Consider the following 23,009-nt stretch of genomic DNA (forward strand, 5'->3'; position numbering starts at 1 on the left):
AGACAATAGTGATGAAGTTAGAGGAAATAGCCTTTTTAGCAGGTGTATCAAAGACTACAGCAAGTTATGTGATTAATGGAAAAGCGAAGGAATATCGTGTTAGTGACAAAACTATCGCCAAGGTTATGGCAATTGTAAAAAAGCATAATTATTATCCTAATGCAGTTGCTGCAGGACTCCGTGAAGGTAAAACGCGTTCGATAGGAATCATCATTCCAGATTTAGAAAATAGTAGTTATACACGAATTGCTAGTTATTTAGAACAATTAGTCAGGAAAGAGGGCTATCAATTATTGTTATCTTGTTCTGATGATAATCCTGAAATTGAAAAAGAATGCGTTGCACATTTAAAACGTAGAAGGGTTGATGCCATAATTCTCTCATCCTCTTTTGTTTCTGATTCTGACTATGCGTTTTATGACAATTGGCAAAATTCTAAAATTCCATTATTTGCTTTAGATAGAACGTTATCTACCAAAAAGTTTCGAAATATAGTTGGTGCGGATAAAGATGATGCCCAAACATTAGCTCAAACATTTAATCATTTTGTGCAAGGTAAAGCTGTATATATAGGGGCATTACCAAATTTATCCGTAAGCCAACATCGTCTTGAAGGTTTTAAAGCTGTAACATTAAACGATTGCGATAGTGTCGAATTTTTATATGCTAATAATTATAGTCGTCAAGATGCTGATATTGCTTTTAGTAAATGGTTAAACGATCATGAATTACCAAATGGTATTTTTACAACTTCATTCTCTCTTCTTCAAGGTACTATCGATGCTATTTCAAGAAAATTTGGTCATTTACCTGAAACATTAACTATTGCAACGTTTGGGGATAATGAATTACTTGATTTTCTGCCTTGTAAAATGATTTCACTTTCTCAAGATCATAAAGAAATTGTAGAAGTGACGATTAAACTACTCCTTAATTATCTACATCAACAAGAATATCAATCGGGTACCACTGTAATTCCTAGAAAATTGATCTATCGTGGTAATCTTAGCCGTTTATGTAAATGATTAAGGGACGTTCATCGAAGTAAACATTTTTTGAAATATGATTTTGTTATTACTCTTAATATTAGAAAATATTGATGTGCGTTGCGATTCTTCCTAATTTTTTATTAAAATAAAAGATAAAGTATGCTCAGATATAGCCATATTATTAAAGTCTATAAAGAGAAAAACTATTCAACGATATAACAAAAAAATGTCTATAATCTGTATTTTGTATTGAAAAGATTAATCAGAATCAAAAAATTAGATCTGGATCACATATTTGTTATTGATAGACATAATTTATTGGATAATTAACGTTAATTTATTCATCATGGCTGAAACGATTCAATAAAAATTATTAAATGGATTTAGAGATGAGTCATTTTAGTCGACCCAATATTTATAACCCAGAGGTATTTATTCTATGTTTCATTTAGTTAAAGAAGATATACATTTAAATGAACACGCTGCTAATAAAACAGAAGCGATAAAAAAAGTAGCGGCAGCATTAACTAGTGCCGGTTTTGTCGAAGAAGGATATGTAAATGGAATGCTTGAACGTGAAGCACAAGCTGCCACTTATCTGGGTATTGGTCTTGCTATTCCACATGGCACTACCACCACTCGTCATTTAGTTAAAAAGACGGGGGTTCAAGTTTTTTGTTTTCCGGAAGGTGTTGAATGGGGTGATGATGGTGAAAAAGCTTATGTTGCTATTGGTATTGCCGCTAGTTCTGACGAGCATTTAGAGTTGCTTCGTCAATTGACACATGTTTTAGGTGCTGATGGTGTTGAGGAACGAATCAAAAACATTAAAACAGCGGATGAAGCGCTTGCTATTTTAACCGGAAAAACAGAACAAGAAGATAGCCAATTTTCAATGAATGAATCATCACTTTTATTGGATATCAATACTGATAGTTTAGCCACTCTACAAGCGTTAAATGCATCACGTTTAAAACAACAAAATGCTGTAAATACGGCTTTTATTACTCATGTGCTGGATAATAAACCAACTTATCTAGGTAGTGGGGTTTGGTTGAACGATAGCAAAGAAGGTAATTTAAAAAATGCGGTTGTGATTAGTCGTACAATAAGCAACGTAAATGAAGAAAATAAACCGGTAAAATTGCTTATCACGATGTCGGTTGTTGATAATTCAATGTCTGAGGTTATTGATCGTATTGCGCGTTTAGCATTTTATGAAAAATTAGATTTAATGTTATCGGCAAGCACGGATAGATTAATCAATTTACTGATGACAGATGACCTACCTTCAACTATCGATAATTCTCAAACTGAACAAGCTAACTCATCAGCGCCATTAGCATCGGATTCAAGCCAAGCTTTAACTCGTGAATTTATCGTGCCTAACGAAAATGGTTTACATACTCGTCCATCTTCAGTATTAGTTAAATTGGTTAAAGAGTTTAATAGCAAAGTAACTGTTGCGAATCTTGATGGAAAAGGGGAGCCAGTAAGTGCTACCAGCTTAATGAAAATCGTTGCACTTGGAGCCAAAAAAGGCAGCCGTTTGCAATTTACTGCGGTCGGTGATGATGCTGAGCAAGCACTTGATGCTATCGGTAAAGCAATTGAAAGCGGACTTGGTGAGGGAACAGAATAATGAATTATCGTGTTGCAACAATCACCTTAAATCCTGCTTATGATTTATTAGGATTTTGTCCAAAAGTCGAGTTGGGTGATGTGAATTTAGTTCAAACAAATGCTTTACTTGCCGCAGGCAAAGGGATTAATGTTGCTAAAGTATTGTCTGATCTAGATATAAAATTAACTGTTGGTGGTTTTTTAGGTCAAGAAAACCGAGATGGTTTTAATCTATTATTTAATTCATTAAATGTAGTCGACAAATTCCAAACTGTAGAAGGCCGTACACGTATTAATGTCAAATTGACTGAAGAAAATAGCGAAGTGACGGATCTAAATTTTTCAGGCTTTACAATTACGGAGCATGATTGGCAACGTTTTGTGACAAGTTCTCTTGAATGGTTAAAAGATATTGATATGGTCGCAATAAGTGGCAGTTTACCTGCCGGCGTATCACTCGATAAATTTACACAATGGATGGAACAAGTTAAACAGATCTGCCCAAAAGTGGTGTTTGACAGTAGCCGAGATGCGTTAGTCGCTGGATTGAAAGCTAAGCCATGGTTAATCAAACCAAATGATAAAGAACTTGAAATGTGGGTCGGACGTAAATTAACGACACTAGATGAAATTAAAACAGCTGCGATGGAATTAGTAAAAGGTGGCGTTGAAAATGTTGTGATTTCACTAGGAAGTAAAGGCGCTTTGTGGGTGACTCAACATGAAGCATGGTTGGCTAAACCACCAAAATGTCAAGTAGTGAGTACGGTCGGTGCTGGTGACTCAATGGTTGCTGGAATCATGTATGGATTAATAACAAATCAATCGATTAAAGATACCCTGGTATTTGCATCAAGTGTTGCTGCTTTGTCTGTTGGACAAGCGGGTGTGGGGATTTCGGATCGCCAAGCTGTAACTGATATGCTAGGCAAAATTGAAATAAATGCTGGTTAGGAGTTAGCATGAATATTTATATTGTTGAAGGTAGTAATACAGGTCCTGTAAATGGACGTTTAGCCAGAGCGGAACTCGCATTGGCTGCCAATTCGTTGAATTTTAACGTAACCGATAATTCAGATTCTACTGATGTGATTATTGCTATCGGGACTGGTGAAATTAGTGATAAATCCGTTATCGGTAAAAAAGTTTATGTGGTAGAAGATATTAATGCGTTATTTGCCAACCCAAAACAAATTCTAACAGAAGCACAAAGTAAAGCGGTTGTTTTTGAACAATCAGCTCAACGTGTTTCAGCTCCTACCACTAATACGGCTGTAAAACGTATTGTTGCAGTAACAGCGTGTCCAACTGGAGTGGCACATACTTTTATGGCTGCCGAAGCGATTGAAGAAGAAGCCAAAAAACGTGGTTGGTGGTGTAAAGTTGAAACGCGAGGGTCAGTTGGGGTTGGTAACGAACTCACACCAGAAGAAGTCGCCTCAGCAGACATTGTTATTGCAGCTTGTGATATCGATGTAGATTTAAGTAAATTTGCGGGTAAAAAATTATATCGAACAAAAACTGGCCCAGCGCTCAAAAAGACTGCGCAAGAGTTTGATAAAGCGTTCGAAGAAGCAACGGTTTATCAACCTTCATCAACTTCAGCATCGGCTAAATCAAGCAATGAGAAGAAAAGTTTTTATAAACATCTTCTAACCGGTGTTTCTTATATGTTACCAATGGTGGTTGCCGGTGGATTGATCATCGCACTTTCTTTTGCTTTGGGTTCATTTGAAAACATTGACGGTGTACAAAAATTAGTTGGCGAACCACATTTAGCGCAAATTGGAGGCTTGGCATTTTCGCTTATGGTGCCATTACTGGCTGGCTATATCGCTTATTCAATTGCGGATAGACCTGGACTTGCGCCTGGTCTGGTCGGAGGATTGCTTGCGGTCTCAACAGGTGCAGGATTTTTAGGTGGTATTATCATTGGTTACTTTGCTGGATATTTTGCATTATTAATCGCTAAATACCTTCCCCTACCAAAAAGTATGGAAGCCTTAAAACCCATTTTAATTGTGCCACTATTGGCAACATTAGCGACAGGGCTTGTCATGCAGTTTATTGTTGGTACACCTATTGCTTGGTTAATGGGTGAGGTAACAGACTGGTTAAATTCAATGGGCACGGCTAATGCTGTTATTTTAGGTGCAGTGTTAGGCGGTATGATGTGTACAGATATGGGCGGACCAATTAATAAAGTTGCTTATGCTTTTGGTACGGGATTAATTTCTGCGCATGTTTATGCACCAATGGCTGCTGTGATGGCTGGTGGTATGGTACCTCCATTGGCAATGGGTATTGCAACGCTAATCGCTCGCAAAAAGTTTGCTAAAGCTGAGCAAGAAAGTGGTAAGGCGTCATTAGTATTAGGCTTATGCTTTATCTCTGAAGGGGCAATTCCTTTCGCTGCGCGTGATCCGTTACGTGTTATTCCATGTTGTATTCTAGGTGGCGCAATTACTGGTGGTATGGCATTAGCATTTGGTTCAACATTAATGACCCCACATGGTGGATTATTTGCTCTAGCAATTCCAGGTGTCGTTAAACCTGTGGGTGGTTATCTGTTATCCATTGTTGTTGGATCGGTTATTGCAGGGCTTGCTTATGCAGCTATTAAAGCGCCAGAAAAAGAAGCTGTAGCGACGACAGCTTAATAAGCATAAATTAAAACGCCATCTGATGATGGCGTTTTTTTCTTATATTCACTTATTTTTTTACCCAGCGTTGTAAATCTTTCGGAACGAAATCGTCCATTTGTTTCAACACAAATTCGGCGTTATCACTAACAATTAATGTGTTATAAAAATTTTCCCGAATAAACCCTTCCTGTACAGCATGCTTTAAAAAACTCAACATAGATTGCCAAAAGTTTGCAATATCAAATAATGCCACCGGTTTTTCATGAAAACCAATTTGCATACCAGTCCAAACCTCAAAAACCTCTTCTAATGTGCCGGTACCGCCTGGCATAGCGATAAAACCGTCAGCTAGTTCTGCAAGCCTTGCTTTACGTTGATGCATATTGTCGACAACTTCCAATCGGGTAATGCCATGGTGAGCCGTTTCGGCTTTAACTAAACGTTCAGGGATGATGCCAATGACTTCACCGCCATGAGCTAAAACAGCATTAGCAATAATTCCCATCAGCCCTTTATTACCTCCGCCATAAATTAATCGCCGATTTTGTTTTGCTATAATTTTACCGAGTTGCTCGGCAGCTGTTCGATATTCCAATCGATTGCCTTCACTGGCACCACAAAATACACAAATATTTTTTTTCATAAATCATACTCTAGCTATTCTTACCGTAGCCCTTTATTTTAGCATAGGCGATGTATTATTTGTTTACTCACTGAGCAGTTAGTTTTATTTCGTGTTTTAACGATTGACATAATCGTTATAGATCGTTAATATTCTGACCGTCGAGTGTTCCTCCATAGTTCAGTCGGTAGAACGGCGGACTGTTAATCCGTATGTCACTGGTTCAAGTCCAGTTGGAGGAGCCAACTTTCCACTTCATCTCATATCTATACGTCTCTAATCGTTTATAAATCAATATATTATATTTTTTTAGTATACCGCTTATCCATATACATTTATCTATTTTTCTATCAATTTACTATTTTTTCGGGTTTAAATGCGGGTCAGCAAAAATGCTCATTTTTTTCAAATAAAAAGTAAAGCGATACTTTGAGGATCTCTTTCGAGAGCTGCATGATAATCTATCTCTCGGAAGAAAAGAACAAATTAGAAGATTTAAATTCTATTCGTTATAGTTAAAATAAGTTATAAGTAAGGTTTTGTTTTTTAATACTCTACCACCAATCAGGTATGGGTAATTCCTGAAATTCTCTCCATTCCTTACTAAATAAATTATTTAATGCATTATCTGGATTTTCACCTATAATCAGAACACTTCCATCATATAAAGAATATATTTTTTTATTTTCGTCTATGACTAAATAAGATGTTCCATCAATATTTCCTATAGGAATTAAATTTTTAGAACCTATTATTTTAGGGTAATCATTTATAATAACTTCATCATAATCATAACTTACTGGAGTATATATATTAAAATCAATTACTCTATCGTTTCCTTTTACCTTAATATCAATATACAATTGCCCATATTCTTTATAAAAAGAAACAAAAGAATCTGATATGATATAGCCTTTAATTGCTAAAAATTCTATTTCTTTTTTATTTTTTTCTCTCTCCCTAATTCCCATCCTGCTTTTTTTAATATTTCTATCGTTTCCTTTGTTTTCATCAGATTTTATTTATCCCTTATTAAACACAAAATAAAATTAATCTATACCAAATATTTTTTTCAATATATCAATTCTTTGCCCAGTCAATTCTTTTGTAGAAAATGAAGTGTTTTTTAATTTTTCATTTAAATAATCCAATCCTTTTTTTGTTGTCAAAATATTTTTATAAAAAGAGGGATCTTTATCAAAAATACCTTCATGTAATATTAATTTATCTTGTTCTAACTCATCAAGTAACCTAGTTGGACTCGCTATACTTCCAATATGTAGAAACATTCTCTCAAACTGGTAACTGGATTCTATTTTTCGAAGTTTACTCATAAATTTTTATATCTTTCAATACATAAAAAATATAGGATAGTAAAATTAGCTACCAATTTTAAATATTACTCATTTTTTCAAATCCATCTAAGTATTCAATGCCTTTTTTAGTAATTATTACACTAGAATTTTCTCTTACCCATTCAATATAAGATTTTTCAAGTAAATTATTAATGATGATTAATAATTCTTTATGGTAAACAACTTCAGGACATTTCATCATTACCCTCATATCAATACTTCTTAAATTGATAGCTTCTGTATGATTAGTTTCTTTAATAATTTTTAAGATTTCAATATTTTTCTGCATTATTTAATTCTTCTCCATCATTTATTTATTATTTTAATGCGTTAGGGTGGTCTATTATCTGCTCTATAAGTTCTTTTACTTTTGTTACATTTTTAGATGTCAAAGATGCTTTTTCTTTTGATCTTGTACCTGTTTCTATATGTGCAAGAGATCCACTATCGCCATCTTCAGCTATAGTATCAAAAGGGGTTTTTCCTCCTGCTGACTTCTCATGCGCACCGTTTCCTTTTTCCTGAGAAAGCAGCTTTTCTAGCTGTTCTGGTTTCTTTTGTTGAAGTTGTAGTTCTCTCTCTTACTATAGGTAGAAAGGGAACTACAACGTAAAAGGCAAAGTATGTTCTAGAAAATTTTTTTATACTGTCGCTTAAATAACCAATAACAATCAGTTTAGAAAACAGCAAGGAAAGATAGATTTCTTCATTTTTAATCTCTTTTATAAACTTCAATGTTTTTATTATCCATAAAGTTTGCTGATTGCAAATCATATTTTTAATCGTTAATAAACAGGATAAAAATAAAATAGCCTTACGTTTGTTCTCTTTATTTCCTTTGTGACTTCATAAATTTTTCTATTTCTGCAAAATTTTGTAATTATTTCACCATTAACTATGGTTTCATAAATTTACGTTCGACAAGCTCACCGTCTTTATAAGTTTCTGTGTACAAAAGTTTGCCTTTTTTGCGGGTGGATAAGATGGGTTCATTCAGTTCATTATATTGTTGTTCTAATTGATGACATTTCCAAATACCAACAGGCAGGCCATTTTTGTATTCCGATTCGAGATAAATATAACCGATACCTAAAGGCGCATATTTACTGCCTGTTATCTCTATCCATACCCCCTCGCGAGTATGGTTTTGAACTAAACCTTCCTCTGTATCATTAAGATCTGTATTTTGAAAAGAACCATTAGTATCATAATAGCGGATGAATTTGCCTTGGGGTGTCAGTTGGTATGTTCTTTTTTCATTAGCAGCACTGTCTGTCTCATCACTACCAAAATCCCTAATAATTATTTTCCCATTATCATAATAGAAAAATCGATAGCTTCTACCCAGATCATTTCCATATTCGTAAGTGGCTGCTAATTTATCCACAATTTGATCAGAGCTGATAGAGATAATGGATTGAAAAATAAGGTGTCTTCCATACTCGCAATGGTTGCATTCTAACTCAAGGTTCTCGGTGGTGAGTAGAAACAGATCAAACTGAGGAAAGCCGGCTATTTTTTCCACATGAACTGTAATCTTCTGGTTTAAAATATCGTTGATATTAAATGGGATATCATAGGAATCCTGAACAATCTGCTTTAAATTTTCTTGGGTTAAAGTAATCTTATAGGATTGTTCTGATTGGGACTGCTTATCTAAATTTCCGGCCAATTCATCAAAAGCCTTTTCACTCCCCGAACGTTCATTTTCTGTTTCTGCATGTTGCCAATGTGTGGCAAAAGGATATAAAACATGTTTATCACCAATTGGCGGGCTGGCAAGGGGAGCTTGCATAATTTGGGTAATAAGATCGTCTTTTTTATTTTTATTAATCGGTTGGCTATTCGCTATTTGATTACTCATAAATAAGAGGGTTATACATGCTATTATCAATCTCATTGCCAATATTCCTTGTTTATTTTTTACAATGTTTCCCCCGTACTTTAAAAAACGCTTGTATAGAATAACGGGTGCAATATATGAGTGCGGTTTTCAGAATTTATGGAGAGTATATACCTAATTTCAGATAATAGTGAATTTATTTCCGCTTTATTTTAGGTGAATTTTTAATTGATAAGTTACTATGAATATTAACAATTTCTGCCAATATATTTTTTTATTATCCCGCATATTATGCACGGCAATCCATAGTGAAAAATCCTGAATAATTATATATCATTTAGTCGCAATAAATTGGTATATAATTATTCAGGATTTTTATGTTGATTTTCTATAAAACTATTTAAAACTAATTCTTTTTTAAAACTATAATTTTCTATTGCCTAATACGCCATATTTGAAGTAATCTTCCATACCTATATTATCCTCAGTATTATAATCAGCAGGTATAGGGCAGTCCAATATTTTGGTCTCAATTGGTAAAGGTTTTAATTTTATTTCCTTAGTGACTTCATAAATTTTTTCAATCTCAAAAAAAACATTTTCTTCATCAAATGTCCCCAAGCAAATTCCATTTTTATTATTTTCTAATCGAACATCAATAGAATATACATATTTATTAGCAACGGGGAGCACATCTCTTAAAATGTCATTTTTATCATATAAGAGAATATAATAATTTTTATGATTATCTTTAATTTCAATGGGTCGAACATAATAAAACTCTGTATCAAGACCAAAAGTATCTGGAAGCAAATAGTCTTCATTATTAAGCTTAAAAAGCTTGTCTAACTCTTTTGATTTAAAATAATCATTATTTCGATCATATTGTGCTTCATAGACAAATTTTGTATCTATATATTGATTTTCGTAGGCATTACAACCGAATGGTAAAAAAATTACTAAAAATAAACTAATCAAATAGTTTTTAATTTTTATGGTAGTGCGGTTTATTTTCATTTTCATCATCTTTATCTTTGGTATTATAGGAATTTAGTCTAATTTTTGCCGATATATTTTTTTATTATCACGCATTTTATGCGCTGCAATCCATAGTATAAAAATCTAAAATTGTTAAATACCATTTATTATCCAGTTGTGTAAGATAAAATATGAAAATATTTTTTTCATCATCCGGTAATGTATCAGGAAAGTTTTCAATGTAAACAACTTTCACTGTTTTAGAGGCTATTTTATCGGCAATGGATTGGTGCTTCTCCCAAATAGGTCTTTTTTCAAATTGATAGTGTTTTAATTCCCAATGATAATAATCAAGCGCTATTTTTAAAGCCTCAATATTTTTTTCTTTTGGATTGGCATACAGACCTAGTTTATTAACTTTTTCACTACATGGATCAAATGGAGGATATTGTGCATATTGTATTTTAGGATTGCCAGATATTGTAACCCCTAGCAATTCATCTTCTACCCAAGAGGATATTGTATTTTCAGTTATTTTATTATTCGATTTAAATTGTTCAATTCTTCTCATTGTTGGGCTGGTACTTCCATTATATACAATGAAAAGACCTATATCTTTATTAATATATTGGTTAATTCCTTTAAAATTTTTTTTATTAAAAAGGTTAATAAGTTGATAAACCGTAGCATCAAAATGTGGGATTGTTTGAGTCACTGCTGATTGATTTTCTATTTTTTGACTACATGCTATGTTAGCCAAAGACAATAGAATCAGTAATAATATTCTCATTTTAAAATTGTTTCCTTTTACTATTAAATCAACCTGTTAAGACTATTTAGAACTATTTTTTCCGCTTTATCAAACACCCAGTGATTATTTTTGAAATGATATAAATAATAATAAGCATCCAGTTTAAACTTAAAATCATCATCAGAATAAATTTCTTTGATGTCTTTTTTATAAGTTACGATATATCATAATTATACAATCTTCTTTCGAGTAAATGTTTCTCTATTTCATTACTTTATAATTGTGGTTCAGTAACCTCTTTATAAAAAGCAAAAATATATCAAACCCCAAAAAGCAATATGAGGTAAAAATTGCTTCATAGGGTTTTCTCTTTGGCATTTTTATGTTTTAAAAAAAATAATATCAGTAAAACTGAAATATAAAGAATTAAAGGAATCTTATAAATCATATCAATGATATTTTGTCCTATCATTTCATTTTCATCAGAAAACAAAACATAATAACTATTGTGACTTAAATAATTAATATAATTATAATTTTCAGAAAGAGGATTCAATTTTAGCGCCAAAAAGACAGTAGGATCATCCTTGCAAATAAGAATTTGGGTAAAACATTTAATTAATAGCAATAGTATTATTAAGATCTTTAATAATTTCATATTGTCATCCATTTATAATCTTATTGAACTGATTGAATTTCGACTTTAATTCGGGGATGTGCTTCATAGATATTAATTTTTCCCTATTCTTTTCTTCCAATAATATAATGATATTCAATATCTACCCAATTATTTTTTACAATATGTCTTTTTTCTACTTGATTAACTTTTGTACTTAGCTTATTTGCTTAATATTGTTTGAGATAATAGCGTAGCAATAGACGAAAATAACTTATTCCAAAATTGATTTGAATTTTAATGATTTCAGCCTTTTCTTCACCCACAAAAATGACAATAAACATGAAATTAGGTTTCCGATTGCCATAGAGATAAAAATGCCATTCATTCCCATTTTTTGAACATAGACTAAATATAGTCCTATAGAAAAAATAATGATCATTCTAATATAAAGGATAATTACCGCAGGTAGGGGTTTTCCTGTCGCTTGAAAGAATGATGCGATTATCCACGTTATTGCCATAAAACAAAAGGTAAATGATACGATTAGTACTTGTTTTCTGGCAAGATCAATCACTTCTGGTATTGAAGTAAATATTGAAAATAACCAAGGAGAAAGTAATACATAAAGTGCTGCAATGATGCTACATAATATCATTATTGTCCTTAAGCTTAGATTTAAAGCTTCTTTAATCCGATCAAGTTGATTACGTCCATAATTTTGCGAAATAAAGACCGTCATTGCACCAGCAATAGCAATCATCGGAATAACTAAAATCTGATCAATTCTCCCAACCAATGTCCATGCATTCATTGCATTTTCATCAAAGGTATTGGTGATCATTTTGTTATATGCAACGATAATGATATAAGTTGAGGCTGTCATTAAAAACTGAGGCAATCCAATTCGAATGATTTCTCTGGCAATTTTTCCGTTAAAGTGAGCAAGGTTAAATGTTAACGGAATTCTTGATTTTCCTTTGTGTATAAAGCGGATTAAATAAATAAAAGCCATAAATAACGATATTGTTGTAGCTAAACCTGCACCAGCCACCCCCACATCGAGTACAAATATCAATATCGGATCAAGTATGATATTGAGCGTTACCATAATCATAAATGATATTGCAGTAACATATGTCAGGCCTTCGCCAATAAGAATACCCCCATAAACCTGTAATAATATTATGAACAGTAAACCTGGAGCTAATGAATATAAAAACTGTAGACTATAGACTGTTGCTTCTAGGCTTAATTTGTCACCTGATAATAAATTAATAATTTGTGGGCCAAAAGCATAACACATAATCATAAATGGCACGGTTAGCAGTAAAGCTATGACGACACCTGTAACACCCAGATTTTGATAATGATTAAATCGTTTTTCGCCGATCAATCGCCCCGTTGTAGTACTGAGTCCAACGGCTAAACCTGAGGCGATAGCTTCAAAGACAAAAAATAATGGAAATAAAAGACCGGTTCCCGACAACGGGGCTGAAGAAGTAGGATTGATCAATGAAATAAAATAGGTATTGATTATTAAGTAAGCATAATTTAATAAGTGACCAATGAGAATGGGAATCCCTATTTTTATAATTATTGGCATGATTGGACCTTCAAACATGCCTTTTTGCAATTTTTCTTGAAAATTTGACATAGATTTCTCTTTAAGTTTATTTTTTAAATAGTGATGTTATTTTTTCTCTAGCGCAAAAAAGCTTCTAATCGACATGTTATCGAGAGCAAAATATCCATTATATTTTTCACTTTATAGTACTTGCCCGAACAGCACCTATCCCAACCTAAAACGTTTTGTTAGACAGTTCATGGCGGTAAAACCTTCTTGCCTTTTGGTGGAATGAATCGCAGAAGGGATATTTTATTTACGACGAAAATATTAACTGTCTGTAATTGATGGAATAATATAATCCGCCATGAGTTCCCACCTGTCGATTATCATCTTGTCGACTTTCGATACGATTGCCACTATCAGATCCTTTTCGGGAACACAATAGAGATAAGTTCCGCCTACGCCTGCCGCGAGAAAAGTGTTAATACCCTTATCTTCTCTAAGCCACCACATATAGCCACAATCTTCCGTATGCTGTTTTAGCGATTCAGTTATCCAGTTTTCTGAAATGATCGGCTTATCATTGCAATGGCCTTTATTCAAATACAAATATCCCAAACGAAGAATATCACGCAGAGTTAAAGACAGTCCCCAGCCTCCAGTATTGATATTTTGAGGATCTTTTATCCAACCGGTAATATTTTCACCATAGACCTCTTCTTTAGAAAAGGATTTCATCTGCTGGTCAACGATCTCTTTCACCCCTAAATGGCTGAATAATGATTTATTGGCAAATTCTCGGGTTGATAGCCCCGTACTCCGCGTAATAATCGCTGAAAGAAGGTGGGCATTAGACATATTGAATTGAAACTCCCCAAGCTGGCCTTTTTGTCCCAACATTTCAAGCATAAACATCGTCCAATTCTTTTGCCTTCTCAACCTATCTAATGGCTCACTCTTTTTCCAAAAATAGGGTGCAGTCATGGTTAGTAAATGTTTGATTGTTAGATTTCGCTTTAACATATCACTAGCTTTGGATTTCGCTTCTGGAAAGAAATCCAGTATTGGTTGATCGACGCTTTTTATATATCCTTTATCAATGGCTATTCCCACTAAAGCGGAAGTAACGCTTTGTGTTACTGAAGTGAGATGATGAGTATTTTCAGCATGGTAACCTTTGAAATATTTTTCAAACACAATGCCGCCTTTTCGCAAAATTGCGATTCCTTTAATAATGCCTAGTTGAAAATTCAAGGCGACATCCAGCTCTCTCAATTTATCTGGATTCATATCCACCGATTCTGCATCAATGGTTTCTAATTCTTTTATATTAGCCATAATCAAGTATCCACTTTTTAAGTCGTAGGAGTTAAATATTTTCCGATTAGTGATTTTGGATTTTTCACCAAGTCTTTAGGGGTTCCTTCGGCAATTATTTCACCGCCTTTTAATCCTCCTTCAGGGCCAAGCTCCACGATCCAATCACACGATTCAAGAACTTCATGATTATGCTCAATAACAATCACAGAGTTTCCGCTTTTGATTAATTCATCCAACAGTTTTATTAGCTGAGCTGTATCATAAAGGCTTAAACCAGTAGTGGGTTCATCCATGATATACAAGATATGACCTTTTCGTTGCCGTCCTAATTCCTTCGCGAGTTTTAGTCTTTGGGTTTCCCCCCCGCTCATTGTTGAGGTGGGTTGCCCAAGCTTTATATATCCCATACCAATCCGTTCCATTATCTGTAACGGACGAACGATGAAATCATTATCACTAAATAGGGCTATCGCTTCAGAAATCTGCATATCAAGAATTTCTGAAATATTTTTCCCTTTATACGTGACAGTTAAAGCTTCGTTGTTATATCTTTTACCTTTACATTTTTCGCACGTTGTGTACATCTTTAAGCTACCTTCAGGAAAAATAGCTTTACGTCCACTACCATTACACTCTCGGCAAGCGCCCTCGGAATTGAAGGAAAAGTGTCCAGCCGTTAAATTTAACCGTTTTGCTTCGGGTTGTTCTGCAAATAATCTGCGTATCTTGTCCCATATTTTGGTAAAAGTAACAGGATTCGAATTTATATTTCTTCCTATTGGTGCCTGCGATACTTCAGCAAAGCCAGAAATATTTTCTGCGCCATCAAGCCTTTCGGCTATTGTTTCGATTAATAGTGATTCTTCTTCAAGATCTATTTCTTCTCCATTGGTATTGTTCTTATTGGCGTCTAAGCGAAAATAACTTTTTAACAGGGGCGTAAGCGTGTTCGATATCAAGGAGCTTTTACCACTTCCAGAAACGCCCGAAACCCCAATAAGAACGCCTAATTGAAATGCGATTGAAATATCTTTTAAATTGTTGGTTTTGGCGTGTCGAATGACTAAACGGGGAATAGCAGAATCATCGATATTTTGCTTTAACATCCTTACCGGCATTTTTGCTTTGCCGGAAAGATATTGTCCTGTCAATGATTTATCGCATTTTAACAGACCAGCATAATCACCTTCATAAATCACTTCTCCGCCTTCAATTCCCGCTTTTGGGCCAATATCAATGATATGTTCAGCTATTTCTATCGTACTTCTGTCATGTTCCACAACAATAACCGTGTTGCCCAAATCTTTAAGCGCTTTTATAGATTGTAAAAGTTCAAGTTTTTCTGATTCATGTAGACCTACTGTGGGTTCATCAAGAATATAGATAAGTGATTCAAGTTTCGACTCCAAATGCGAGTTAAGGAAGAGTCGTTGTATTTCCCCGCCACTTAGTGAGGACATTTCTCTATAAAGTGACAAATGACCTAAACGAGAAGCAATTAATGAGTTTGTTTTACCCAAAATATCTTTAAGAAGATTTTTCCCAAATTGCGTTATTTCGTTTAGTTCCAATGCCGATTCAAAAAACGTTTTAGCCTCGTCTAAAGTCATTTTGCCGACTTGACCAATATGTTTATCATTAATTAATATGTTGCGAGCTTCTTCACCTATGCGATATCCGTGGCATTCTGAGCAGAGGGTTATTTCGTACAGACCATTTAAATATTCGCCTCTTTTGTGTTTAGCTTGCAAAATTCTTGATAAGCAGAAGCTTTGATTTGCACTGTTATTGCTGACATAATGGCCGTTTACCACTTCTTCTTTTATTTCATCCGGTATTTCTAAATAAGGCTGATCCATATAGCCTTTGAAATTCCTTTCCAAGACGCGAAGTATACCGGGGGTTACCCCGATAAAATTAAATAACTCTCGAACGGTGGGATTTTTATTTGCAATAAGCTTTTCCATATTAACGTGATAATATGCGCCTCTGCCAGCGCATTTCATACACATTCCGTTAGGGTTATTATAGGAAAAATAGCCTAATTCAAGGCGCTCTTCCTCATGTCCACACTTAGCGCAGACCTTATCTTGTCCAATAGTTTCGTTGCACTCTGAACATTTAACCTGCCCTTCACTTGAATACAGTAGGGCGAGAAGGTTGAATATGTTTGTTTTTGAACCGACTGTTGATCTTGGGTTATTCTGACGTACAACGCTTTGTTTAACTGCAATTGTTGGGCCGATACCCTCTATGCTTGCGAATTTTCTCTCATTTTCAAGTCCCGGAAAGATTCCTAATGATTGAAGATACCCTTTACGTCCTTCTTCAAACACAATATCAAACATCAGACTAGATTTTCCTGATCCACTTATACCGGTAGCAACGGTTAATTTGTTTTTGGGAATAGTAATATCAACGTCTTTAAGATTGTGAATGCGAGCTCCTGTTATTTTTATACTTTTCATCTAATAAAACCTTGTCTTTTTAATTAAGAAATTCCAACTAATTTATTTATCGTTAAGATCAACCTATTGAGGAAATATAGAGCATTATTTTTTATTAGTGAAATGAAATATCTATATTTTTTAAAATTTATTGACAAAATTGCAATTTTGTGCGCTGGTTGTATTTTACCGACATTTGGTTAACTATATTGTTTATTTAAAAAGCAGTTCAAATTTTTTAAGAGGCCTTAATGAGGTTTTTTGAGAGAATTGTTTTAATTAACTAATTTTAGATAGTCAGGCTAGTTTAATGAGTCTATAATTTCGCCACAAATCACATTATTAAATTGAGAAATTATGAAATTGAACATAAGGATTGTTGCTTTAATTGCAACATTTAGCTTCCCCTGTTTTGCAAATGAACATGCCGTTCATTGGGGATATGATGGGCAAGAAAAGCCTGAAAATTGGGGAAAGCTTTCACCGGAATATTCAACTTGTGAAAATGGCAAGAATCAATCGCCAATCAATATTGAACATGCACTTAAAACAAATCATCCTGAGCTTAGTCTTATTTTCAATTCTGCTAAGCAAGAAATGGTTAATAATGGGCACACTATCCAAATCAATGTATCGGGTGAAAATAGTTTAACGTTGGATGATGAGGCTTTTACATTGCAGCAATTCCACTTTCATACGCCTAGCGAAAATGAAATTAACGGTAAGCATTATCCGATGGAGGCGCATTTTGTTTATAAAAATCAAAATGGCGATTTAGCGGTAATGGCGTTAATGTTCAATGAAGGTAAAACTAATTTAGAATTAGAAAAAGCATGGCATCAAATGCCAACAGCGGTGAATAAAAGCCTGATATTAGATAATGCTATTGATATTAAAGCGTTATTACCCAATGTATTGGACTACTACCGCTTTAGTGGTTCACTGACTACGCCACCTTGTACAGAAGGGGTAAGGTGGATTGTGTTAGAACACGAAAGTTATGCATCAAAAGCACAAATCGAAAAATTTCACTCAATTATGCAACATGATAATAACCGCCCAATTCAACCGTTGAATGGACGAATCATTGTTGATTAATTAATTTGACAATGGGATTAGTTTCTCTGAGTTAATAGTTATTTATCAGAATATTTTTTATTTTAATTACTTTACAAATTAAAATCATTTTAATTACATAAAAATTACATTTAACTAATTAATTTTACATTGTTTTTTTGTGTGCTGTTTATATTAATCAATAAACATATAAAAAATATTAATATCTATTTGATTGCATGTGAAATTTTTATGTTTTAGAATGTTTTTGCCATGAATGGCATGAATAAAATTATTAGGAAATAAATATGAAAAAAACAGTAATAGCATTATCGACGTTGGCTTGTTTATCAAGTTTTGCAAACGCTCAAAATAGTGGTTTCTATCTTGGTGGTCAACTAGGAGATAGTATTTTTAAAGTAAGTAATATAAAAGATACTTATCATGATTTAGAAGATGGTGAAAGAGGACATGACAAATTTGGTTCAATAAATAAAAGTAAATTTTCTGGTGCATTGAATCTTGGGTATAATTTCAAATCTGCTTTTAATATTCCTGTTCGTGCTGAAGTTTCATTTACTTTACGTGGTGATTCAAATAAGACCAAACATGAAAGAAATGATGATGAATTTGACGGAACCTATAATGGCATTGATAAAACAAAAGCTAAAATGAACACGTTAATGTTCAATGGATATTATGATATTGATACAAAAACATCATTTACTCCTTTTGTTGGTGCTGGATTGGGGGTTGCCTTTACTAAATTAAAACGAGAATGGCGTGGTTACATGGACGATGATAAGGACGATGTTTATGGTGATAGTTTTTCGAAAAGCAAGACTAAATTTACATGGAGTTTAGCGGCAGGTGTTGGCTATAAAATCACTGATAATTTAGACTTTGATTTTACTGCTCGTTATTTGGATGCTGGTAAAGTGACAATTCAAACTCGTAAGGATGATCTCAAAATTAAATCAACGGCTAAATTCACTTCAGTTGATTTATTAGCTGGTATTCGTTATACCTTCTAATCATTGTTCATCAAGTTAACAAGGGCGAAAGCCCTTTTTTACTGAATAACACCATTATAAAATATCCCGGCGATTTATCTATTTTAAAAAAGCCGTTTATAAAAATTCTTATAAAACTATATAAACTATAATACCCAAAGTAAGAGTCCATCCGTTGCAGAGACAATAAACAATTAGTGATCTATACGTTTAAAAACCTTCTTGAAAGTATTGAAAATATCGGCATCATCCACATGTTTTTAATTATCTTAAAAAAGTTAAATATTTCAGCGTATAAGGATGATAACCGATATTTTGTTTATCTTTAGTGAGGTAAATTAATTCGGTTATTTAGATGAAAAACTCATTGAGGTGAATAATCAGCACCAAAATAATGAATACTAATTTCTGATAATTTTCCATTATTGATGATCTTTTGGATGCCTTGATTGATATCTTTGGTTAATTGTTCACCTTTCTTTCCTTTGCTGATCAGTAAGTAACTATAGGGAGAAGCAATACGTTCAGTATCTTCGTTGCTTAAATCGATACTTTTGAGTTTCAAGTTATGTTCGCTGATATATTGCGACAACATAACTTTATCAATTAACTGAAAATCATATTGTCCTGTTTCAACATGCTGTAACACTGGCAGTAAGTCTGCTTCACTGTAAATAATGTTGACGGGGTTATCGGGATGTTGTTCATTGTATAACTCTAAGGCTGTAGCATAATTAAGCCCCGGTGAAACTTCAGTCGATTTGCCTTTTAAATCACTAAAACGGTTAATATTGTCATTATTTTCAGCTACTGCTATCACATATTGGTTCATGAAAATTGGCGAAGAATAAAAATATTTTTCTTTACGTTTTTCATTCATCGCATAATTATTGGCTCCGACTTGATAACGTTGAGAATCAAGTCCTGCTAAAACCGAAGGAAACTCGGTAACTTCAAAGTTGATTTCATATTGTGGTAATTGGGCAAATACCGCTTTGACCACCTCAATATCGTAGCCAATTAATTCTCCTTTATCATTTACCGTCGTAAAAGGGCTAGGTGCGCCAGAGGTAGCAATAGTAATTTTTTCCTTTTGGGCTGTTGGTGAGTTTTCTTTGGCGTTATCACATCCAGATAACAAAACAGTTAAAGTTAGTACACTTAAAGCTGAAATAAAATAATTAGTGGGGATATTCATAATGCTACTCTCCTTTTTTTACGGAATAAAGCTAAAACAGTTTTAGATAAAACCCATATTTCTCATTTCGGTTCGATGATCGACCTGATAACGAGCCATTCCCGTTTTCATTAAATCGAACCCCAAATTTTTATAAAATTCGATGGTTTGGGGATGAGTATAAAGAATGATATTGCAGTGTTTGACCTGTTCTACCAGTTTTTCCACAATTAACCGTCCAAATTGCTGACCATGTAAATGGTTTGCCAGCGCAATGTTATAAATGGCTGCCTGACAAATACCATCTGATAATGTGCGCCCCACACCCACAACTCGTTTTTTTTCCAGTAAAAAAACGACACTATAACTTTGTTTAAAAACTTGTTCTTGAGTTTTCGCATCAAGCGAACTAAGTCCATAAAAGGCAAGTAAGTCAGCGACATCTTGCCAGTTAATATTTTGACAATGTTGTTGTAAAACAATACTCATTACGACCTCTTTTAATCATTAGATTTCATAATCCATTTGCATGGTATTGTAATAGCGTGTTAAAAAATCACGGGTTCTTTGCTGAGTTGGATTGGTAAAAACTTGTTTGGGTGTGCCATCTTCTATTATTTTTCCTTTATCCAAGAAAAAGACTCGGGTTGCGATTTCGTGTACAAAACTCATTTCGTGAGAGACGAGTAGCATCGTTATACCTGACTTTGCTGCTAATTTTATCGTAGCTAACACTTCTCCGACTAATTCAGGATCTAAGGCGGAAGTGGGTTCATCAAGTAATAATACTTTAGGATCCATGGCTAACGCTCTGGCGATGGCTACTCGTTGTTGTTGTCCTCCCGATAGCTGTTTAGGGTAATGATAGATTCGTTCACCCAGTCCAACTTCAACTAATTTGTCATAAGCTATTTGTTGTGCTTTATCTTTCGGATATTTTTTTACAACAACTAATCCTTCCATTACATTTTCTAGTGCATTTTTTTGTTGAAATAAATTAAATTGTTGGAACACCATTGCAGTTTGTTGGCGAAACCTGACTAATTGCGATCGCTTTACACGGCTGACATCCAACTTAATATCATCAATGGTAATTTTACCGAATTGCGGTCTTTCTAATAAATTTAAGCATCGTAACAATGTTGATTTGCCTGCTCCTGACGCACCGATAATTGCCACAATATCATGAGGTTTAATGTGAAAATTAAGATTATTGAGTATTGAATTATCTTGAAAAGATAAAGTTAAATTTTGCACATTTATCATAATAGCTTCCCTCGTCGATAACTTGGCGTATTCACCGTGTCAGATATCGTAAGGCGCTTTTCCAAATATCTTACGATTAATTCAATAATGATGGTTAATGCCCAGTAGATGAGTGCCAATGAAATATAGACTTCAAAATAGCGATAACTATGTCCAGCTAAGGTTTTACCTCTGCCCGTCATTTCAGTTACAGAACAAACGAAGGCGAGGGAGGTGCCCTTAAGTAAGCCTATTAGTGCGTTACCAAGATTGGGTAGGGCGACAATAAAGGCTTCCGGAATGATGATTCGACGTAATAACTGGCTATAGGTCATCCCAAGGGACTGTGCTGCTTCAATTTGTCCTTTATTTACCGATTGTAATGCGGCACGTATTGTTTCTGAATTATATGCCGCTTCATTAAAGGAAAACGCAATCAAAACAAATAGCATTGGTGGAACACTGTTAACATTAAAATCGGTATGATAATAATGATTGATATAACGTAAGATAATAGGAATACCATAGAAGCTTAAATAGAGTTGCACTATCAATGGCGTTCCTCTAATAAATGAAACAAATATCATCGCCATCTGAGAAAAAACAGGTATCTTGTTCATTTTAATGATAGCGATGATGAGTCCTAACATTACCCCCAGTAACATTGAAAAAAAGGTAATAAACAATGTGACCGGCAAATAAGCAAGTAATGTCGGAATTTGGCTGAAAATCAATCCAATATCTACTATATTTGGCATTCGTATTATCCCAATAATTAGTGACTTGTATTAAACCGTTTATCTCGATTATGGGGAGTATGCCAATTGCTAACATCAGGGCCTAAAGGCAAAATATCATAAGGATTATGCGAATTATTACTCAAAAAATAGCCCTTTTTTATTGCTTCAAAATCGGTGGTTTCACCAAAAGCCGGGATTTGATACAGATCTCTGGCATAAGCCCATAAATTAGGAAAATCAATAATTCGATTACGGTTAGTTTTGAATGCAGAATAATAGGCAACATCAAAGCGCGCTAATGTGACATACAGACGAATATCGGAATCAGTAATATTATCACCAAATAGATAGCGTGATTTGTCTAAACGTTGTTCCAGTTTATCTAATTGATTGAATACAAGATGATAAGCTTCTTCGTAAGCCTTTTGTGAGCGTGCAAATCCTGCCTTATAAACGCCATTATTTACTTCATGAAAAATCACATGATTAAGTTCATCAATCTCCTTACGTAAATGTTGAGGATAAAGATCAGGTGCACCTGATTTATGAAAGGGTTTAAAAACGGTTTCCCAATAATAGGTTAAATTAAAATAGTCATTGTTAACCACTTTACCGGTTTTCACATCCACTATGGTTGGTACGGTTGCTCGACCATGGTAAGTGGGATCTGTCGAGGCATAAATTTCGGGTAAATAACGAATACCGAGCACCGGATCGACACCCTTGGGATCAAGCGAAAACTCCCAACCATGGCTGGTACGAACGGGTGATACTTTACCAACACTGATCACATGCTCTAATCCTAATAACTTAATCGCTATCATCTGGCGGTGTGCCCAAGGACAAATTGCCGCCCAAATCAAACGATAACGACCCGATTCAACCGGTAGCATGCCTGGCTCGTTGCCAAAGGGAGTATCAAATCGATTAGATTGACGAACAAAAGCGCCATCTTGGTTAATTTCATTATTTTCGGTAGTAACTACCTTTCCTATTGCTATAGACATATGCTTACTCCT

Annotated in this window: 23 protein-coding genes and 1 tRNA gene; 7 read left to right on the forward strand and 17 right to left on the reverse strand. The window is 34.2% G+C overall.

Annotated elements, in window-relative coordinates:
* Positions 1-11 precede the first annotated feature (11 nt).
* From cra to fruA, 4 genes are all read left to right on the forward strand, one after another.
* Positions 12-1,025, forward strand: a complete 1,014-nt coding sequence (cra, locus tag ACKJXD_RS09165; protein WP_430876138.1) for a catabolite repressor/activator — start codon at positions 12-14, stop codon at positions 1,023-1,025.
* A gap of 403 nt (positions 1,026-1,428) precedes the next feature.
* Positions 1,429-2,631 (forward strand): fused PTS fructose transporter subunit IIA/HPr protein, encoded by a 1,203-nt coding sequence (gene fruB / locus ACKJXD_RS09170; protein WP_430876120.1) that lies wholly within the window; start codon positions 1,429-1,431, stop codon positions 2,629-2,631.
* Positions 2,631-3,566, forward strand: a complete 936-nt coding sequence (gene fruK, locus ACKJXD_RS09175) for a 1-phosphofructokinase (protein ID WP_267360721.1) — start codon at positions 2,631-2,633, stop codon at positions 3,564-3,566. Before fruB ends, fruK begins: the two co-directional genes overlap by 1 nt.
* A gap of 8 nt (positions 3,567-3,574) precedes the next feature.
* Positions 3,575-5,272: a PTS fructose transporter subunit IIBC gene (gene fruA / locus ACKJXD_RS09180; protein ID WP_267360719.1), complete on the forward strand. Its 1,698-nt coding sequence runs from the start codon at positions 3,575-3,577 to the stop codon at positions 5,270-5,272.
* Between the two features lie 52 nt (positions 5,273-5,324).
* Here fruA and ACKJXD_RS09185 read toward each other — a convergent pair whose 3' ends face one another.
* Positions 5,325-5,900 carry a TIGR00730 family Rossman fold protein gene (locus ACKJXD_RS09185; RefSeq protein ID WP_430876121.1) on the reverse strand — a complete coding sequence of 192 codons (576 nt, stop codon included), beginning with the start codon at positions 5,898-5,900 and terminating at the stop codon, positions 5,325-5,327.
* 148 nt (positions 5,901-6,048) lie between these two features.
* Here ACKJXD_RS09185 and ACKJXD_RS09190 point away from each other — a divergent pair.
* A tRNA-Asn gene (locus tag ACKJXD_RS09190) sits at positions 6,049-6,124 on the forward strand.
* Positions 6,125-6,433: 309 nt separating this feature from the next.
* Here the strand turns inward: ACKJXD_RS09190 and ACKJXD_RS09195 are convergent.
* The 11 genes from ACKJXD_RS09195 to ACKJXD_RS09245 form a co-directional block, all read right to left on the reverse strand.
* A complete protein-coding gene (locus ACKJXD_RS09195; protein WP_267353539.1) occupies positions 6,434-6,850 on the reverse strand; it encodes an SUKH-3 domain-containing protein in 417 nt (138 codons plus the stop codon).
* Between the two features lie 78 nt (positions 6,851-6,928).
* Positions 6,929-7,213 carry a hypothetical protein gene (locus ACKJXD_RS09200; protein ID WP_267362591.1) on the reverse strand — a complete coding sequence of 95 codons (285 nt, stop codon included), beginning with the start codon at positions 7,211-7,213 and terminating at the stop codon, positions 6,929-6,931.
* Positions 7,214-7,271: 58 nt separating this feature from the next.
* Complete coding sequence (locus tag ACKJXD_RS09205) at positions 7,272-7,523, reverse strand: hypothetical protein (RefSeq protein ID WP_065733579.1); 252 nt, start codon at positions 7,521-7,523, stop codon at positions 7,272-7,274.
* 209 nt (positions 7,524-7,732) lie between these two features.
* Positions 7,733-8,008, reverse strand: a complete 276-nt coding sequence (locus ACKJXD_RS09210; RefSeq protein ID WP_430876122.1) for a hypothetical protein — start codon at positions 8,006-8,008, stop codon at positions 7,733-7,735.
* Positions 8,009-8,129: 121 nt separating this feature from the next.
* Positions 8,130-9,134, reverse strand: a complete 1,005-nt coding sequence (locus ACKJXD_RS09215; RefSeq protein WP_430876123.1) for a hypothetical protein — start codon at positions 9,132-9,134, stop codon at positions 8,130-8,132.
* A gap of 366 nt (positions 9,135-9,500) precedes the next feature.
* The gene (locus ACKJXD_RS09220; RefSeq protein WP_430876124.1) at positions 9,501-10,094 is read right to left on the reverse strand and encodes a hypothetical protein; all 594 of its coding nucleotides are present in this window, start codon (positions 10,092-10,094) and stop codon (positions 9,501-9,503) included.
* Positions 10,095-10,170: 76 nt separating this feature from the next.
* A complete protein-coding gene (locus tag ACKJXD_RS09225) occupies positions 10,171-10,845 on the reverse strand; it encodes a hypothetical protein (protein WP_430876125.1) in 675 nt (224 codons plus the stop codon).
* Positions 10,846-11,161: 316 nt separating this feature from the next.
* The gene (locus ACKJXD_RS09230; protein ID WP_267351969.1) at positions 11,162-11,464 is read right to left on the reverse strand and encodes a hypothetical protein; all 303 of its coding nucleotides are present in this window, start codon (positions 11,462-11,464) and stop codon (positions 11,162-11,164) included.
* 232 nt (positions 11,465-11,696) lie between these two features.
* Complete coding sequence (locus ACKJXD_RS09235) at positions 11,697-13,079, reverse strand: MATE family efflux transporter (protein WP_267362587.1); 1,383 nt, start codon at positions 13,077-13,079, stop codon at positions 11,697-11,699.
* Positions 13,080-13,319: 240 nt separating this feature from the next.
* The gene (locus ACKJXD_RS09240) at positions 13,320-14,330 is read right to left on the reverse strand and encodes a serine hydrolase domain-containing protein (protein ID WP_267362586.1); all 1,011 of its coding nucleotides are present in this window, start codon (positions 14,328-14,330) and stop codon (positions 13,320-13,322) included.
* A 17-nt stretch (positions 14,331-14,347) separates the two neighbouring features.
* A complete protein-coding gene (locus tag ACKJXD_RS09245) occupies positions 14,348-16,318 on the reverse strand; it encodes an excinuclease ABC subunit UvrA (protein WP_430876126.1) in 1,971 nt (656 codons plus the stop codon).
* A 798-nt stretch (positions 16,319-17,116) separates the two neighbouring features.
* Here ACKJXD_RS09245 and ACKJXD_RS09250 point away from each other — a divergent pair.
* Positions 17,117-17,857 (forward strand): carbonic anhydrase, encoded by a 741-nt coding sequence (locus ACKJXD_RS09250; RefSeq protein ID WP_430876127.1) that lies wholly within the window; start codon positions 17,117-17,119, stop codon positions 17,855-17,857.
* A gap of 266 nt (positions 17,858-18,123) precedes the next feature.
* On the forward strand, positions 18,124-18,849 hold the full coding sequence (locus ACKJXD_RS09255) for an outer membrane protein (protein ID WP_294828325.1): 726 nt from the start codon (positions 18,124-18,126) through the stop codon (positions 18,847-18,849).
* Positions 18,850-19,192: 343 nt separating this feature from the next.
* On the opposite strand, the gene ACKJXD_RS09260 is transcribed toward ACKJXD_RS09255, so the two are convergent.
* The 5 genes from ACKJXD_RS09260 to ACKJXD_RS09280 are packed head-to-tail and all read right to left on the reverse strand — an operon-like array spanning position 19,193 to position 22,997.
* Positions 19,193-20,026: a transporter substrate-binding domain-containing protein gene (locus tag ACKJXD_RS09260; RefSeq protein WP_430876128.1), complete on the reverse strand. Its 834-nt coding sequence runs from the start codon at positions 20,024-20,026 to the stop codon at positions 19,193-19,195.
* Between the two features lie 42 nt (positions 20,027-20,068).
* The gene (locus tag ACKJXD_RS09265; RefSeq protein ID WP_294828321.1) at positions 20,069-20,494 is read right to left on the reverse strand and encodes a GNAT family N-acetyltransferase; all 426 of its coding nucleotides are present in this window, start codon (positions 20,492-20,494) and stop codon (positions 20,069-20,071) included.
* Positions 20,495-20,512: 18 nt separating this feature from the next.
* Complete coding sequence (locus ACKJXD_RS09270; RefSeq protein WP_430876129.1) at positions 20,513-21,271, reverse strand: amino acid ABC transporter ATP-binding protein; 759 nt, start codon at positions 21,269-21,271, stop codon at positions 20,513-20,515.
* Positions 21,268-22,008, reverse strand: a complete 741-nt coding sequence (locus tag ACKJXD_RS09275; RefSeq protein ID WP_220215751.1) for an amino acid ABC transporter permease — start codon at positions 22,006-22,008, stop codon at positions 21,268-21,270. Before ACKJXD_RS09275 ends, ACKJXD_RS09270 begins: the two co-directional genes overlap by 4 nt.
* A 17-nt stretch (positions 22,009-22,025) precedes the next feature.
* Positions 22,026-22,997, reverse strand: coding sequence for a glutathione S-transferase family protein (locus ACKJXD_RS09280; RefSeq protein WP_220215750.1), 972 nt, complete (start codon positions 22,995-22,997; stop codon positions 22,026-22,028).
* Positions 22,998-23,009 lie beyond the last annotated feature (12 nt).

It is taken from the genome of Gilliamella sp. G0441, assembly GCF_050589305.1.
Classification (GTDB): domain Bacteria; phylum Pseudomonadota; class Gammaproteobacteria; order Enterobacterales; family Orbaceae; genus Gilliamella.